The sequence below is a fragment of the Egicoccus sp. AB-alg2 genome (genome assembly GCF_041821065.1).
Lineage (GTDB): Bacteria > Actinomycetota > Nitriliruptoria > Nitriliruptorales > Nitriliruptoraceae > Egicoccus.
Map to the genome: position 1 here is coordinate 23778 of NZ_JBGUAX010000005.1, position 15479 is coordinate 39256.

At 72.5% G+C, this 15479-nt stretch carries 11 protein-coding genes; 6 read left to right on the plus strand and 5 right to left on the minus strand.

Features of this window, described 5'->3' with window-relative positions:
* Window positions 1–46 precede the first annotated feature (46 nt).
* The 3 genes from ACERM0_RS10070 to ACERM0_RS10080 all read right to left on the minus strand — a co-directional run bounded on the left by ACERM0_RS10070 (window position 47) and on the right by ACERM0_RS10080 (window position 3141).
* Window positions 47–811: an SDR family NAD(P)-dependent oxidoreductase gene (locus ACERM0_RS10070; protein ID WP_373678462.1), complete on the minus strand. Its 765-nt coding sequence runs from the start codon at window positions 809–811 to the stop codon at window positions 47–49.
* A gap of 196 nt (window positions 812–1007) precedes the next feature.
* Window positions 1008–1724, minus strand: a complete 717-nt coding sequence (locus tag ACERM0_RS10075; protein WP_373678463.1) for a PIG-L deacetylase family protein — start codon at window positions 1722–1724, stop codon at window positions 1008–1010.
* Window positions 1725–1773: 49 nt separating this feature from the next.
* The gene (locus ACERM0_RS10080) at window positions 1774–3141 is read right to left on the minus strand and encodes a deoxyribodipyrimidine photo-lyase (RefSeq protein WP_373678464.1); all 1368 of its coding nucleotides are present in this window, start codon (window positions 3139–3141) and stop codon (window positions 1774–1776) included.
* 142 nt (window positions 3142–3283) lie between these two features.
* Between ACERM0_RS10080 and ACERM0_RS10085 the strand changes: the two genes are divergently transcribed.
* The 4 genes from ACERM0_RS10085 (at window position 3284) to ACERM0_RS10100 (ending at window position 9846) form a co-directional block, all read left to right on the plus strand.
* Window positions 3284–7945: a DEAD/DEAH box helicase gene (locus ACERM0_RS10085; RefSeq protein ID WP_373678465.1), complete on the plus strand. Its 4662-nt coding sequence runs from the start codon at window positions 3284–3286 to the stop codon at window positions 7943–7945.
* A gap of 119 nt (window positions 7946–8064) precedes the next feature.
* A complete protein-coding gene (locus ACERM0_RS10090; protein ID WP_373678466.1) occupies window positions 8065–8241 on the plus strand; it encodes a DUF1931 domain-containing protein in 177 nt (58 codons plus the stop codon).
* Window positions 8242–8379: 138 nt separating this feature from the next.
* The gene (locus ACERM0_RS10095; protein ID WP_373678467.1) at window positions 8380–9225 is read left to right on the plus strand and encodes an Fpg/Nei family DNA glycosylase; all 846 of its coding nucleotides are present in this window, start codon (window positions 8380–8382) and stop codon (window positions 9223–9225) included.
* A gap of 123 nt (window positions 9226–9348) precedes the next feature.
* The gene (locus tag ACERM0_RS10100) at window positions 9349–9846 is read left to right on the plus strand and encodes a MarR family winged helix-turn-helix transcriptional regulator (RefSeq protein WP_373678468.1); all 498 of its coding nucleotides are present in this window, start codon (window positions 9349–9351) and stop codon (window positions 9844–9846) included.
* Window positions 9847–9946: 100 nt separating this feature from the next.
* Here ACERM0_RS10100 and ACERM0_RS10105 read toward each other — a convergent pair whose 3' ends face one another.
* A complete protein-coding gene (locus ACERM0_RS10105; protein ID WP_373678469.1) occupies window positions 9947–10501 on the minus strand; it encodes a YceI family protein in 555 nt (184 codons plus the stop codon).
* Window positions 10502–10811: 310 nt separating this feature from the next.
* Between ACERM0_RS10105 and ACERM0_RS10110 the strand changes: the two genes are divergently transcribed.
* Together ACERM0_RS10110 and ACERM0_RS10115 are read left to right on the plus strand one after the other, a co-directional pair.
* Window positions 10812–12104 (plus strand): citrate synthase, encoded by a 1293-nt coding sequence (locus tag ACERM0_RS10110; RefSeq protein WP_373678470.1) that lies wholly within the window; start codon window positions 10812–10814, stop codon window positions 12102–12104.
* Between the two features lie 272 nt (window positions 12105–12376).
* On the plus strand, window positions 12377–13291 hold the full coding sequence (locus ACERM0_RS10115; protein ID WP_373678471.1) for a hypothetical protein: 915 nt from the start codon (window positions 12377–12379) through the stop codon (window positions 13289–13291).
* Between the two features lie 69 nt (window positions 13292–13360).
* Here the strand turns inward: ACERM0_RS10115 and ACERM0_RS10120 are convergent, their stop codons facing one another.
* Window positions 13361–15466, minus strand: coding sequence for a 3-hydroxyacyl-CoA dehydrogenase NAD-binding domain-containing protein (locus tag ACERM0_RS10120; RefSeq protein WP_373678472.1), 2106 nt, complete (start codon window positions 15464–15466; stop codon window positions 13361–13363).
* Between the last annotated feature and the right edge of the window lie 13 nt (window positions 15467–15479).

Sequence of the window (15479 nt, forward strand, 5' to 3'; positions counted from 1 at the left end):
ATCCTGGTCGACGCGGCGGCGCGCCGGTCAGGCGGCGCCGTTGCTCTCAACGCGGCGCCATGCGGAGCGCGCCGTCGAGGCGGATCACCTCGCCGTTGAGGTAGGGGTTCGCGACGATCTGCGTCACCAGCAGCCCGTACTCGTCCGCCCGGCCGAGGCGGTGCGGGTGCGGGATGTTCTCCGCCAGTGCCGTTCGCGCCTCTTCGGGCAGCCCGGCCAGCATCGGGGTGTCGAACGTGCCCGGCGCGATGGTGCACACCCGGATCTGGTGGCGGGCGAGGTCGCGCGCGACCGGCAGCGTCAGCCCGACGACCCCGCCCTTGGAGGCGCTGTAGGCGGCCTGGCCGATCTGGCCGTCGAAGGCGGCGATCGAGGCGGTGTTGACGACGACGCCGCGGTCGTCGCCGACCGGCTCGTTGGCGGCCATGGCCTCGGCCGCCAGCCGCAGCACGTTGAAGGTGCCGACGAGGTTGACCTCGACGACCTTTCGGAACAGGTCGAGGTCGTGGGGGCCCTCGCGGCCGAGCACGCGCGCCGCCCAGCCGACACCAGCGCAGTGGACGGCGACGCGTACCTCGCCGAGTTCGCGCGCCTGGGCGACCGCCTCGGCGACCGCGTCCGCGTCCGTCACGTCGGTCGGGACGAAGCGGGCCCGGTCACCGACCTCCTTCGCCGCGGCGTCGCCATCGGCGGTGGGCAGGTCGAGCAGGAGGACGCTGGCACCGGCGGCGTGCAGGGCACGGGCCGCGGCGTTGCCCAGCCCGGACGCGCCTCCGGTGACGAGCGCGACGGAACGGTCGGTCAGCTGCAACGGGCTCTCCTGGCGAGGATGACGGTCGCCGGTGCAGGCTAGTGCCACACCCGCGCCCGCCGATGCGGTCAGGCGTGGTCGCCACCCGCCGCCTGTTCGACGTCGGGGGCCCTCGGTCTCGCCGGTGGGATCGTCGTCGCCCGCCTCCTTGCGGTGGGCGACGGTCATCTCCAGCCCGGCCAGAGTGTCACTGGGGTTACGGGTTGCGCAGCTCGAAGGTGACCGCGGCCTCGACGCCGACGTCCTCGCCGGCCTGTCGTGCCCACGACCGCAGCTGCGCGCTCGTGTCGCGCCCGCCGGGATCGCCCAGTTCCTCGAGGTAGACCGCGTGGTGTCGCAGGGACGCGATGCCGGCCTCGAGGTGGTCGGTGACGTCCACGGCGTGGGTGGGGTGGGTCGAGCCGGCGAAGGCCACGAACGCGACCGGGTCGCATGCCTCACCAGCGTCCTGGAACACCCACGGGTTGGCGGCGTCACGGGCCGCGTCGAGCACGGCCAGGCCCACGGCCCGGTGGTCGGCGTGGTTCCAGCTCGTCCCGCCCCACGAGTCGCGGTAGCTGATTCCGATCAGCACGTCGGGCCGGTGCCGCCGGATGGCGGCGGCGAGGTCGCGGCGTAGGGCGACGCCGTACTCGACCAGCCCGTCGGGGTGGTCCAGGAACTCCAGGGCGGTGACGCCGACTTCCTCGCAGCTGGCCTGCTGCTCGCGTTCGCGCAGGGGCGCCACCTCGGCCGGCGGGCGGGTGGCGATCCCCGCCTCGCCGCGGGTGACCAGCAGGTAGCGCACGTCCTTGCCCTGCGACGTCCAGCGGGCCACCGCGCTGGCGGCCCCGTACTCCATGTCGTCGGGGTGGGCCACGATCGCCAGCGCCCGCTGCCAGTCCTCGGGCAGATCCTCGAGCCGTTCACCCATCGTCGCCTCCTCGCAACGGGAGCGGCACCGTAGGCGGCGCTCCGTCGCGTCACCGGCCCCGGGCGGCGAGGAAGCGCTCACGTGCCTCGCCGTGGTCCACCAGCGGGCCCGGATACGCGTTGTCCTCCGGCTCGAACAGGGTGCCCTCGCGGGTCCACGGCTCGTGCACCGCACCGCCCTCGACGTCGGCGAGCTCGGGCACGTGCCGGCGGACGTACACCCCGTCCGGGTCGTAGCGGCGACCCTGGGTGACGGGGTTGAACATCCGGTTGGGCCGCGAGTCCGTGCCCGTGCCCGCCACCCACTGCCACTGGGCGAAGTTGTTGGCCAGGTCGCCGTCCACCAGCCAGTCCATGAAGTGCCAGGCGCCCAGGCGCCAGTCGACGTACAGGTGCTTGGTCAGGAACGATGCCGTGAGCAGCCGGACCCGGTTGTGCATCCAGCCCTCGGTCCGCAGCTGGCGCATCCCGGCGTCGACGACCGGGTAGCCGGTCTCCCCCGCCTTCCAGGCCTCGAAGGCGTCCGGGTCGTCGCGCCACCGGTCACCCTGGCCTCGCAGCTCGGCCGCGGGCAGGTCCGGGTTGGCGGCCAGCAGCTGGGTGTTGAACTCGCGCCAACACAGCTGCCGGACGAACGCGTCGTGGCCGCGGCGGCGGCGATCCGCGCGCGCGTCGATCTCCGCGGGCGACAGACAGCCGAAGTGCAGGTCGGCCGACAACCGTGAGGTCTGGGCCGCGAGCCGGTCGCGGGTGTCGTCGTACTGGTCGACGTCCTGGTCGTCGAACCAGGCCGCCAGCCGCCGGCGCGCGGCGGTCTCGCCGCCCGGGATGACCTCGGGCGAGCGCTCCCCGGCGACGAGGTCGTGCCAGGCGGGGATCGCGCCGGCGTCGAGGGAGCTCGGAACCGGCACCCGCTCCGGGGTCCGGGCGAGGTCGCGTCGTGGCGCCTGTTCCCACCGGCGCCAGTAGGGCGTGAAGACGCGGAAGTGGTCACCGCTGGCCGGGCGGACGGCGGTCGGGGCGACCACCGTGATGGCGAGGTGTTCCTCGACCGCGAACCCGCGTTGCTGGCCCGCCTCACGCAGCCGCCGCAGGCGACGGCGGGCGAAGCGGCTGTGGTCCGCGGACAGCCGCACCCGGTCGGCGCCCACCTCGGTGCAGACGGCGGCCACCTCGGCGACCACGTCGCCGCGGCGGACGACGAGTTGTCCATCGCGCTCGCGCAGCGCGGCGCGCAGGTCGGTCAGCGCCTCGAGCAGGAACCCGACCCGGTTCGGCGCCGCGTACCGCGAGCCGAGGATGGCGTCGTCGAGCACGAACAGTGGCACCACGCGGTCGGCCTCCGCGACCGCGGCGGCCAGCGCGGGGTGATCGTGGACGCGCAGGTCGCGGGTGAACAGGACGACGGTGGTGGACACGCGCTGCCTCGGACGTGACGAAGGATCGCCAGGGATACGAGGCCGGCGCGATGGCCGGACGTCCGGTGCCGACGCGTGACGAGGCCGAGGGGCGGCGGATCGCGGACCGGTGCGGTCCCGGGTCGGGGCTACCGTTGCCGCGATGACCGACGCCGACTCCGCTGCCGCGCCCATGGACGACGTGCTCGCGCCGTTCAGCGCCCCCGTCCGCACGTGGTTCTCCACGACGTTCGCGGCGCCGACCGGTGCGCAGGCGCAGGGCTGGCCGGCGATCTCGTCGGGCGAGCACACCCTCATCCTCGCGCCTACCGGTTCCGGCAAGACCCTGACCGCGTTCCTGTGGGCCATCGACCGGCTCATGACCGCCCCGGTGCCGCCCAAGGAGCAGCGCCTGCGGGTCGTCTACGTCTCCCCGCTGCGGGCCCTGGCCGTGGACGTGGACCGCAACCTTCGCGCGCCGATCGAGGGCATCCGCCTGGCGGCGGAACGGCTCGGCGACACCGTCCACCGCCCGGAGGTCGGGGTACGGACCGGTGACACGCCGACCGCCGAACGCGAGCGGATGCGACGCACGCCACCGGACGTGCTGATCACCACGCCGGAGTCGCTGTACCTGATGCTGACGTCCCGGGCGCGTGAGTCGCTGCGCAGCGTGGAGACGGTGATCGTCGACGAGATCCACGCGCTGGCACCGACCAAGCGTGGCAGCCACCTGGCCTTGACGCTGGAGCGACTCGAGCACGAGGTCCGCCGCGGCGGACTGGAGGACGACGAGGTGTCGCGCCCGGCGCCGCAGCGGGTCGCGCTGTCGGCGACCCAGCGGCCACTGGAGGAGATCGCGCGGTTCCTCGGGGGGCAGGAGGACGGCCGCCCCCGCCCGGTCACCATCGTGGACGCCGGCGTGCGCAAGCCGCTGGAGTTGCAGGTCGTCGTGCCCGTGCAGGACATGGGCGACCTCGGCGCGGAGCTGCCGGCCGAGGACGCCCTGCCGCTGTCGGGTGGCCCCGCGGCGGCGGGGCCGGCGCGCCGTTCGATCTGGCCGGCCGTGCACCCGCGGCTGCTCGACTTCGTGCTGGAGCACCGCTCCACGCTGATCTTCGTCAACGCCCGGCGCCTCGCCGAACGGCTGGCCGCCAAGCTCAACGAACTGCACGCCCTGCGTGTGCGCGAGGCGGCGCTGCGCGCCGAGGGGCTGCAGGGCGTGGAGCTGGAGGCCGCCCTGGAGGAGCACGCCCGCGGGGCGGACGGTCCCGCACCGGAGCTGGTCAAGGCCCACCACGGGTCGCTGTCGCGCGAGCGCCGGCTGGCGATCGAGGACGAGCTCAAGTCCGGCCGGCTGCGCGGGCTGGTGGCGACCTCGTCGTTGGAGCTCGGGATCGACATGGGCGCCGTCGACCTGGTCGTCCAGGTCGCCTCCCCCGGCGCGGTCAGCCGCGGCCTGCAGCGCATCGGGCGGGCGGGCCACCAGGTCGGCCAGCCGTCGCGCGGCGTGCTGTTCCCGAAGTACCGCGGCGACCTGGTGGAGACGGCCGTCGTCGTGCAGCGCATGCACGAGGGCGCCATCGAGGCGACGCGCTACCCGCGCAACCCCCTCGACGTGCTCGCCCAGCAGATCGTGGCGATGGTCGCGCTCGACGAGTGGGCCGTCGCCGACGTCGCCGCGCTCGTGCGGCGGGCAGCCCCGTTCGCCGAGCTGTCCGAGGACGTCCTGCACGCCGTGCTGGACCTGCTGGCCGGCCGCTACCCGTCGGAGGAGTTCAGCGAGCTGCGTCCCCGGATCGTGTGGGACCGGATCGCCGGCGTCGTTCGGGCGCGTGCCGGCGCGCAACGGCTGGCGGTCACCAACCCGGGCACGATCCCGGACCGCGGGCTGTTCGGGGTGTTCCTGCCCGACGGCACGCGCGTGGGCGAGCTCGACGAGGAGATGGTCCACGAGTCGCGGCCCGGCGAGACGTTCGTGCTTGGCGCCTCGACGTGGCGGATCGAGGACATCACCCACGAACGCGTGGTCGTCACGCCGGCGCCCGGCGAGCCCGGAAAGCTGCCGTTCTGGCACGGCGATGGTCCGGGGCGCCCGCTGGAGCTCGGTCGCGCCATCGGCACCTTCCATCGCGAGGTGGTGGCCGCGTCGCAGGCCGACCGGGACGGCGAGGTGGCCCGGCTGCAGGCCCAGGCCGACCTCGACGCCTGGGCGGCGGACAACCTCGTCGCCTACCTCGAGGAACAGGCGCAGGTCACCGGTGCCCTGCCCGACGACCGCACGGTGGTGGTCGAGCGCTTCCGTGACGAGCTCGGCGACTGGCGGGTCTGTCTGCTGTCCCCCTTCGGCGCCCAGGTCCACGCGCCGTGGGCGATGGCGATCGAACGGCGGCTGCGCGCGGTCGGCCTCGACCCGGAGATCCTGTGGGCCGACGACGGCATCGTCGTGCGGCTGCAGGAGGCCGAGGAGGAGGTCCCCCTCGACGAGTTGCTGGTCGACCCGGACGAGGTGGAGTCGCTGGTCGTCGACCAGCTGGCCGGCACGGCACTGTTCACGACCGTCTTCCGCGAGGGTGCCGGTCGCGCGCTGCTGCTGCCCAAGCGCCGCCCGGGCCAGCGCACCGCCCTGTGGCAGCAGCGGCAGCGGGCGGCCGACCTGCTACAGGTGGCGTCGCGCTACCCCAGCTTCCCGATCCTGTTGGAAGCCACCCGCGAGTGCCTGCAGGACGTCTTCGACCTGCCGGGTCTGCGTGAGCTGCTGACCGACCTGCGCGCACGCAAGGTGCGGCTGGTGACGGTGGAGACCGCCTCGGCGTCGCCCTTCGCCCAGTCGCTGCTGTTCGGCTGGGTCGGCCAGTACATGTACGAGTACGACGCGCCGCTGGCCGAACGGCGGGCCGCCGCGCTCGCCCTGGACGCCGACCTGTTGCGCGAGCTGCTGGGCGGCGACGAGCTGCGCGACCTGCTCGACGCCGACGTGCTCGCGGCGCTGGAGCGGGAGCTGCAGCATCTGGCCCCGCTCGACCACGCCGCCGATGCGGAGGGCGCCCTCGACCGGCGCGCCCGCGACGCCGACGAACTGCACGACGTGCTGCGCCGGCTCGGTGACCTCACCCTCGACGAGCTGCGCGAGCGGTCGCGTGCCGAACCCAAGGCCTGGCTCGACACGCTGGTCGTCGAACGCCGCGCCATCGAGGTGCGCATCGGTGGCGAGGCGCGCTACGCCGCCGCCGAGGACGCCAGCCGCCTGCGCGACGCCATTGGCGTGGCACTGCCGCCGGGCCTGCCGCAGGCCTTCACCGACCCGGTCGACGACCCGCTCGGCGACCTGGTCGCCCGCCACGCCCGTACCCACGGCCCGTTCACGTCGCACGAATGCGCGGCCCGCCTCGCCGTCCCGGTCGAACGTGTCGAGGCCACGCTGCGGTGGCTGCAACGGCAGGACCGGGTCCTGCCCGGCGAGTTCCGCCCCGGCGGGGTGCAGCGCGAATGGGTCGACCGCGAGGTGTTGCGGCGGCTCAAGCGCCGCTCGCTGGCGGCGTTGCGGGCCGAGGTCGAACCGGTCGACGCCGCGGCGCTCGGTCGTTTCCTGCCGGTGTGGCAGCAGGTCCGCACCGCGTCCGGGCGGCAGCGGCGCGGCCTCGAGGCGCTGGTCGAGACCGTCGCGCAACTGCAGGGCGTGCCGGTCCCTGCGTCCGTGCTGGAGGCCGACGTGCTGCCGGCCCGCCTCGACGGCTACCGCCCGGGTGACCTCGACCAGCTGATCGCCGCCGGCGAGGTGGTGTGGCTCGGGGTGGAACCGCTGGGCGCCGCCGACGGCCGGCTGGTGCTGTGCTTCCGCGACCAGGTGCACCTGTTGGCCCCCGAACCGGTCGGCGAACCGCCCGACGTCGACGTCCACCATGCGCTGCGTGCACACCTGCGTGACCGTGGCGCATCGTTCTGGCCGGAGCTGCTGCGCGCCTCGGGCATCGCCGACCAGGACCTCGTGCTGTCGGCCCTTTGGGACCTCGTGTGGGCCGGCGAGGTCACGAACGACACCTACGCCCCGGTCCGGGCGCTCGGGACCGGCCGGCGCGCCGCGAGCCGGGCGGGCGGCCGACCGCGGCCCGGGCGCCTCACCCGGCTCGGACCGCCGTCGGCGCAGGGACGCTGGTCGCTGACCGCCGACCTGCTCACGCCCGCGGCCGCCCCGACCGAACGCGCGCACGCGCTGGCCGAGCAACTGCTCGAGCGCCACGGCGTGCTGACCCGCGAGGCGCTGCGCATCGAGGCGGTCGCGGGCGGCTTCAGCGCCGTGTATCCGGTGCTGAAAGCGATGGAGGAGGCCGGACAGGTTCGGCGTGGCTACGTCGTTGCGGGCCTCGGAGCGGCACAATTCGCCGCTTCTGGCGCCATAGACCGCCTTCGCGGCCATCGCGAGCCACCCGAGGACGAGCTGCGGCTCGACGGTCTCGGCACCGGCGAGGGCCGGGTCGTGCTGCTCGCCGCCACCGACCCCGCCCAGCCCTACGGCGCCGCGCTGCCGTGGCCCGACAGCCCGGGCCGGCCGGCCCGTGCGGCCGGGGCGTTCGTGGTGCTCGTCGACGGCACCCCGGCCCTCTTCGTCGAGCGGGGCGGACGCAGCCTGGCGAGCTTCTCCCACCCGCAGCCCATGGACCGCTGGCTGGCGGCCCTGACCTGGCTGGTGCGCTCTGGGCGGCTGCGCAAGCTCGAGGTCACCAAGGTCGACGGGGTGCCGGTCCACGAGCAGCCGGCGTGGGCCGCCGGGCTCGAAGGGGTCGGATTCACCCGCGGATACCGGGGGTTGACGCTGCGTGCCTAACCCACGTGCGTCGGGCGGACTGCCGCCTTCGGCGCGGGGTGGGTGTTCGCAATCCGTCGGGCGTGGGTTCTATGGTGCTCCGCCGGTCCGCTCCCGGATTCACACAGAAGGAGACCGTCATGGCGGAATCGCTGATCGTGCAGAGCAAGGTGAAGGAGGCCGTCAAGGGCCTCGAGCTGCGTATGGACTCGAGCCTCCCGGACGCGCTGAACGAGAAGATCAACGCGCTGCTCCAGGACGCTGCCAAGCGTGCCAAGGAGAACGGTCGCGGCACCCTTCGCCCGTACGACCTGTGATCGACCCGGCGGGGCCGGCGCGTTCTCGTCGCCGCCTCGCCACGCGGCCGGCCGTCTCGGCCGGCAGGACTCGAGCCTCCCGCCGAACGCGGGAGGCTCGTCGCGTTCCAGGGTGTGGATCGCCCGTAGGCTCGTGACATGCCCGAGGGAGACACGATCCACCGCGCCGCCGCCGCCTTGCGGCCGGTGCTGGTCGGCAAGCCGCTCACGCGCGTCGAGGTCCCACGCCACCGTCCGCCCCTGCCCGCCGTCGGTGCCCACGTGGAACGCGTCGAGGCGCGCGGCAAGCACCTGCTGATCCACGTCTCCGACGGGCTGGTCGTGCACACGCATCAACGGATGACCGGCTCGTGGCACGTCTACCGGCCGGGCGAGCGCTGGCGGAAGTCGCCGCGTGCGGCGCGCGTCGTGCTCGCGGTGCCGGGCGCCGTGGCGGTCTGCTTCGCCGCCCCCGTCGTCGAGGTGCTCGACCAGCGGGCGCTGCAGCGGCATCCGTCGCTGCGACGGCTGGGGCCGGACCTGTGCGAGCCGGCGCCCGACCTCGACGACGTGCTGGCGCGGGTGGCGCGCCAGGACCCGGCCCGCCCGGTCGGCGAAGTCCTGCTCGACCAGACCGTCGCCAGCGGCATCGGCAACGTCTACCGCTGCGACGTGGCCTTCCTCCACGAGGTCGACCCGCACGTGCCCGTCGGCCGCGTCGCCTACGACGTCCGCGCGGCGTTGTTCACCACCGCGGGCGCGCTGCTGCGGGCCAACCTCGATCTCGCCGCCCGCACGACCGTGACGGGCGCGCCGGCCGGCACACTGTGGGTCTACGGCCGCGGTGGGCAGCCGTGCCGCCGCTGCACGACGCCGATCGAGCAGGGATTCCTCGGCGACCAGCAGCGGGTCCTGTACTGGTGCCCGACGTGCCAGCCCACCGGTGGCACGGGTGCGCCGCACGCCTACCGGGTCGGCGACCGCGAGGGCGACGTGCCGGCCTGACCGGCGGGGAGCCGTGGCCCCGGCAGCAAGGGCGGTCGCGACGTTCGTGTAAGGGCTGGCAGGGCTGTTCGTGATGCAACGGTCGGACGGGAAACGGTATGTCGCCGGCGCTACCCTTCGGGCATGTCCACGAGCACCGCACCCACGCCCACCGGTCGTCCGCCGCGCATCGCGGCGGAGCGCCTTGCCGCCTGGCGCGGCTTCCTGGAGGCGCACGCCCGGGTCACCGACGTCCTCGCCCGCGAACTGCGCGACGAGGTCCGGCTCCCGCTGGCGTGGTACGACGTGCTGGTGCAGTTGCAGGAGGCCGACGGTCACCGGCTGCGCATGCAAGAGCTCGCGGCGGCCGTGCTGCTGTCCAAGAGCGGCCTGACCCGACTGGTCGACCGCATGGAGGCCGAGGGCCTCGTCCGGCGCACCGCCTGCGCGGACGACCGTCGCGGGACCTTCGCCGAGCTCACCGACGAGGGCTACGAGACGCTGCGCCGCACCGCGCCGACCCACCTGCGCGGTGTCGAGGAGCACTTCACCTCGCTGCTCGACGACCACGAGGCCGAGGTGCTGGCCCGGGCCCTGCAGCGCATCGCCCAGCACGCCCGCGAGGTCGAAGCCGACGCCTGAGCGAAGGCGACGCGGGGCCGACGCCGGCAGACACGCGACGCGCCCCGGCCACCGTTCGGGCGGTGGACCGGGGCGCGCGGCTTCCCTGACCAGGGAGGCGTCAGGCCTGCTGCTGCAGCTGCAGGTCGATCTCGATCTTCAGGCTCTTGCCCACGAGGACGCCGCCGGTCTCCAGCGCCGCGTTCCAGGTGATGCCGAACTCCTCGCGGTCGATCGTGGTGGCGGCGGTGAAGCCGGCCTTGTCGTTGCCCCACGGGTCCTTGATGAGGCCGAGGTACTCGACCTCGAGCTCGACCGGTCGCGTGACACCGCGGATGGTCAGCTCGCCCGGGATCACGTAGTGGTCACCGGCCTCCTTCAACCGGCTGGAGCGGAAGGTGAGGCTCGGGTGGTTCTCCACGTCGAGGAAGTCGCCGCTACGCAGGTGGCCGTCGCGCTGGGCGTCGTTCGTGTCGATCGAGGCGGCGTCGATGGTGACGTCGACGGTGGAGTCCTCGAGCTGGTCGGCGATGACGATCGTGCCCTCGAAGCGGGTGAAGCGGCCGCGGACCTTGCTGACGACCAGGTGCTTGGCGACGGCCTCGACGCTGGAGTGCGACGCGTCGATGACCCAGGTCCCGGTGGCGGGCAACGTGGTGACGGTGGAGGTGGACATCGGTACTCCTCGTGGTGGCGTTGCGGCGCGGGAGCCGCGTTGCGGGTGGCCCGAGGCCGCAGCGGCGACGGACCGGTGGTGGTTCCCCGCCGGTTCGGACCCGACGGTAGTTGCGTATGCAAGCACAACGAAGGTTGAAGTGACAACCTTCCAAGCCTCCCGAGTTGCGCGACTAGATGTGCGCTCGCCGCACGACACGGCCGTGGTCGGGGGCCCGGCGGGCCGGCGTCGGCCAACGCGGGTCGGCGGCTCGCCCGCTAGCGTGGGAGGTACATCCAGCGCTCGCGTCCGACCAGGAGACCCCTGCCCGATGAGCGACACCAAGGACACGCTCACCATCACCGACAACCGCACCGGGCGCACCTACGAGGTCCCGGTCGAGGACGGCGCGATCCGGTCGATGGACCTGCGCCAGATCAAGGTGGCGGACGACGACTTCGGCCTGCTGGCGTACGACCCGGCCTTCAAGAACACCGCCAACGTCCGCAGCGACATCACCTTCATCGACGGCGACGCCGGGATCCTGCGCTACCGCGGTTACCCGATCGAGCAGCTCGCCGAGCAGTCCTCGTTCCTCGAGGTCGCCTACCTGCTGATCCACGGCCAGCTGCCGAACCAGGACCAGCTCGACGCCTGGGTGTACGAGATCACCCACCACACGTTCATCCACGAGAACATCAAGCAGTTCATGGACGGGTTCCACCACGACGCGCACCCGATGGGGATGCTCGTGTCGACGGTGGGGGCGCTCTCGACGTTCTATCCCGAGGCCAAGGACATCAAGGACGCCGACAACCGCCACAAGCAGATCGTGCGGTTGATCGCCAAGTTCCCCACGCTGGCCGCGTTCGCGTACCGCCACTCGATCGGGATGCGCTACGCGTACCCGGACAACGACCTCAGCTTCGCCGGCAACTTCCTCAACATGATGTGGAAGACGACCGAGCTGAAGTACGAGCCCGACCCGGTCCTCGAGCGGGCCATGGACGTCCTGCTGATCCTGCACGCCGACCACGAACAGAACTGCTCGACCACCACGATGCGCGCCATCGGCTCGTCCGACGCCGACCCCTACTCGGCCGCGGCCGGCGCGACCGCGGCGCTGTACGGCCCCAAGCACGGCGGCGCCAACGAGGCCGTGTTGACGATGCTGCAGGAGATCGGCTCGGTCGACCAGATCCCGGAGTACGTCGAGGCCGCCAAGGAGGGCAAGTTCCGCCTCATGGGCTTCGGCCACCGGGTCTACAAGAACTACGACCCGCGGGCGAAGGTGATCCGCCAACTCGCGCACGAGGTGTTCGAGGTCACCGGCAAGAACGAACTGCTCGACATCGCGGTCGAGCTCGAGAAGATTGCGCTGGAGGACGACTACTTCGTCCAGCGCAAGCTCTACCCCAACGTCGACTTCTACTCGGGGATCATCTACCAGGCGATGGGCTTCCCGACGTCGATGTTCCCGGTGCTGTTCGCGATGGGGCGCATCCCGGGCTGGCTCGCGCACTGGCAGGAGAACCTGCTGGACGACGAGCAGGCCATCGTCCGCCCGCGCCAGCTCTACGTCGGCGAGGGCGAGCGCGACTACGTCAAGGTCACCGACCGCTGACCACCGGCGCGACCCCGCGCACCCCACATCTCGACGGCCGGGCGCGAACGCGCCCGGCCGTCGGCGTCCCCGCGTCCCCCTCCCGGCCCCGCCACCTCCACCCCCAGCGCTGACTGCCCCCTTCCCGTCATCCGGTTGCTTCCTGCACTGAATCGATTCAGTTCTGGTCGGAGGAAGGAAGCAACGGGCGAGCCATTCGATCGCGGGCGTCGTCCACAGCCTCGGCAGCGCCGAGGCAGCGGAACACGTCATCTGCTGCGAGGCTGCGGCGCATGACGTTTGCTGCCCTGTACGAACTCTGCGCGCGCCGTGACGGCGTCGTGACCGCCGATCTCGCGGCGAGCGTCGATGTCCGCCGCAGCCAGCTGCGCCGACGCGCCTCCGCGGAGGACTGGGCGCAGCCCTACCCGGGCGCCTGGGTCCTTCCCGGCTTCGACGTCACGCCGGCCGCCCGCGCGACGGCCGCCGCGGCGTCCATCGGCGGCGAGGTGGCGCTGACCGGTCTGACCGCCCTCGCCTACCTCGGCCTGCTCCCCGCCTTCCCTTCCGTCATCGACGTGGCCGTGCCCGCGAATCGGCGCCGGCCGAGACTCGATCGGGTCAACGTCCGCTGGACAAGCGCGTGGCCACCGCCGCTGGTCGAAGAAGACGAGCACGCGGTCGCGGTGACCGACGTGGCCCGCAGCCTGGCGTTGCTCGGCGGCCGCCTACAGCTGCACGGTCTGCGCGGCATCGCATTCGATGCGGTCAGTCGAAGACTGCTGACGCCGACGGACATCCAGCGCGAACTCGACCTGCGGGGACGCTTCGCCGGCCGTGCCGACCTGCGCCGACTCGTCCACGACCTCACCGGCGATGGATCCGAGTCGGGGTTCGAGTTCAGCGCCCGTGACCGCCTGCGCAGGCGTGGGCTGCCGCCGCGAGCGGATCAGCCCGTGCTCCCGACGGGGCGCTCCTCACGGCGCATCGACATCGCGTTCGACGGTGAGGTCGGCATCGACTGCCAGAGTTTGCGCCATCACGCGAGTCCGGCGGACCTCGAGTCCGATGCGGTTCGGGACAACGAGATCGCGGCGATGGACCGCTGGTTGTTGCTGCGGCTCACGTTCCGGATGTTCTACCTACGCTGGGACCCCTTCGAGGCGCAGCTCCGCCACTGCCTCGCCAGCCGCGGCGTCAGGTTCTGAGCGTTGCTTCCTGCACGTCGCTGGCTGTGACTGGGTCAGTGCAGGAAGCAACGCGGACGCCCGGCGCGGTCAGGACTGGGCGTGGTCGGTCGAGGTGACGAGGTCGCGGCCGGCGACCTGCTGGCTGATGCCCGTCTGGTCGAGGTGCCGGCACAGCCCACCCATGAAGAACGGGAACCCCGCCCCCAGGATCATCCCGGTGTCGATGTCGCGCGCGTCCGCGACGGTGCCGTCGTCGAGCATGCGGGCGCACTCGTCGGCGGCTGCTTCCAGCGCGACCCGGCGGATCTCGTCGGCGGTCATCGGGGTCGCGTCCTCGTCGACCTGTACGAGGTCGCGGATCTGCGCGTGGACCTCGCCGCCGGCCGACCAGTCGTAGACGCCCGGGGCGTCCGCGTCGGCGATGGCGCGGAAGTTGTCGTCGATGACGAACCGGTCCGGGAACGCCTCGGCCAGCGTCTGTGCCGTGTGGAGCGCGACCTTCAGCCCGACCAGGCCGAACAGCTCGAACGGGCCCATCGGCAGGCCGAGTCCCTTGATGGCCTCGTCGATCTCCTTGAAGTCGTTGCCGCGCCGCAGCGCCCGCACCGCGGTGCCGTTGAAGCGGCTCAGCAGTCGGTTGACGATGAACGCCGGCCGGTCGGCGCACTGCACGCCGGTCTTCTTGAGCTTCTTGGCGACGTCGAACGCGGTCGCCATGGCCTCGTCGGACACCCCCTCGGGCCGGATCACCTCGACCAGCGGCAGGACCGCGACCGGGTTGAAGAAGTGGAAGCCGACGACCCGCTCCGGGTGCGACAGCTTCTGCGCCATCTCGGCCACCGACAGCGACGAGGTGTTGGTCGCCAGGATCGCGCTCTCTTCGACGACCTCCTCCAGGTCGGCGAAGATGGCCTGCTTGAGGTCCATGCGTTCCAACACGGCCTCGATCACCCAGTCGGCCCCGCGCACGTCCTCGTAGGAGGTCGTGTAGGTGACCAGGCCCTTGAGGAAGGCGGCCTTGCCGGGCTTCAGCCGACCCTTCTGCACGAGCTTGTCGAGCTCGCCCTCGATGTGCTCGCGGCAGCGGCCGAGCACGCCCTCGTCGATGTCCTTCATGACCAGCGGCAGCTCGAGCCGTTGCAGGTGGAGCGCACCGAGCTGTGCACCCATCAGGCCGGCGCCGACCACGGCGACCTTCTGCAGACGGCGAGGTGCCGCCTCTGGACGCCAGGGCTGCTTCTTGGCCCGGTTCTGCACCAGGTCGAAGGCGTAGACCGACGCCTGGGCCTGCGGGGCCGGCAGCAGTTCGGCCAGGCCGTCCTGCTCGCGCCGACGGCCCTCGGCCAGATCACCGCCACGGGCGGCGAACTCGATGAGGTCCAGCGCCACGTACGGCGCCCGGGTCGCGCCGTGCACCTTGGCGTCGGCGAAGGCGCGCGCGTTGGCCAGCGCCTCGTCCAACCCCTCGGCCGGATCTCCACCCTCCCCGCCCGCCGGACGCTCGATCGTCTCCTCGCCCGTGACCAGCCGCTCGAGCAGGGCCACCGACTCGTCGAGGAAGACGGCCGAGTCGATCAGCCGGTCCGCGAAGCCACGCTCGAAGGCCTGCTGCGGCTTCATCATGCGGTTGTTGTTGAGCGCGTCGACCACGATCGCGTCGATCGCGTTCTTCGCCCCGGCCACACGCGGCGCCAGCTGGGTACCGCCCCAGGCCGGGAAGATCGACAGGAACACCTCGGGGAACGCGATCGCCGCCGCGCCGGTCGACACGGTGCGGTAGTCGCAGTGCAGCGCGATCTCCAGCCCGCCGCCCATGCAGGCACCGTTGATGGCGGCCAGCGTCGGGAACGGCAGGTCCATGATGCGGGCGAAGACGGCGTGCCCGCCCTGACCGCCGGCGCGGGCGCCGTCGGCGTCCATGCCGGCGAAGCTGGTGAGGTCCGCACCGACCGCGAAGATGAACTGCTTGCCGGTGAGCAGCAGCCCCTTCACGTCGGTCTGGGACTCGAGCTCGTCCAAGGCCTCGGACAGCGAGTTGAGCGCCTGCTCGCCGAACGTGTTGGGCTTCTTGTAGTCCCGGCCGTTGTCCATGGTCAGGATCGCCAGGCGCCCGGCGGCAGGCGAGTCGTCGTACGCGGATCGAGCGCCGAGAGGGGTGTACGTCAGCTTGAAACGGGTGTAGGTGTCGCTCATCGGGTCACTCCTG

Excerpts from the sequence above, each read along its gene's own strand:
- ACERM0_RS10075 (WP_373678463.1), bottom strand. The coding sequence starts at position 1,724 with ATGGGTGAACGGCTCGAGGATCTGCCCGAGGACTGGCAGCGGGCGCTG.
- ACERM0_RS10085 (WP_373678465.1), top strand. The coding sequence starts at position 3,284 with ATGACCGACGCCGACTCCGCTGCCGCGCCCATGGACGACGTGCTCGCG.
- ACERM0_RS10090 (WP_373678466.1), top strand. The coding sequence starts at position 8,065 with ATGGCGGAATCGCTGATCGTGCAGAGCAAGGTGAAGGAGGCCGTCAAG.
- ACERM0_RS10095 (WP_373678467.1), top strand. The coding sequence starts at position 8,380 with ATGCCCGAGGGAGACACGATCCACCGCGCCGCCGCCGCCTTGCGGCCG.
- ACERM0_RS10100 (WP_373678468.1), top strand. The coding sequence starts at position 9,349 with ATGTCCACGAGCACCGCACCCACGCCCACCGGTCGTCCGCCGCGCATC.
- ACERM0_RS10105 (WP_373678469.1), bottom strand. The coding sequence starts at position 10,501 with ATGTCCACCTCCACCGTCACCACGTTGCCCGCCACCGGGACCTGGGTC.
- ACERM0_RS10110 (WP_373678470.1), top strand. The coding sequence starts at position 10,812 with ATGAGCGACACCAAGGACACGCTCACCATCACCGACAACCGCACCGGG.
- ACERM0_RS10115 (WP_373678471.1), top strand. The coding sequence starts at position 12,377 with ATGACGTTTGCTGCCCTGTACGAACTCTGCGCGCGCCGTGACGGCGTC.
- ACERM0_RS10120 (WP_373678472.1), bottom strand. The coding sequence starts at position 15,466 with ATGAGCGACACCTACACCCGTTTCAAGCTGACGTACACCCCTCTCGGC.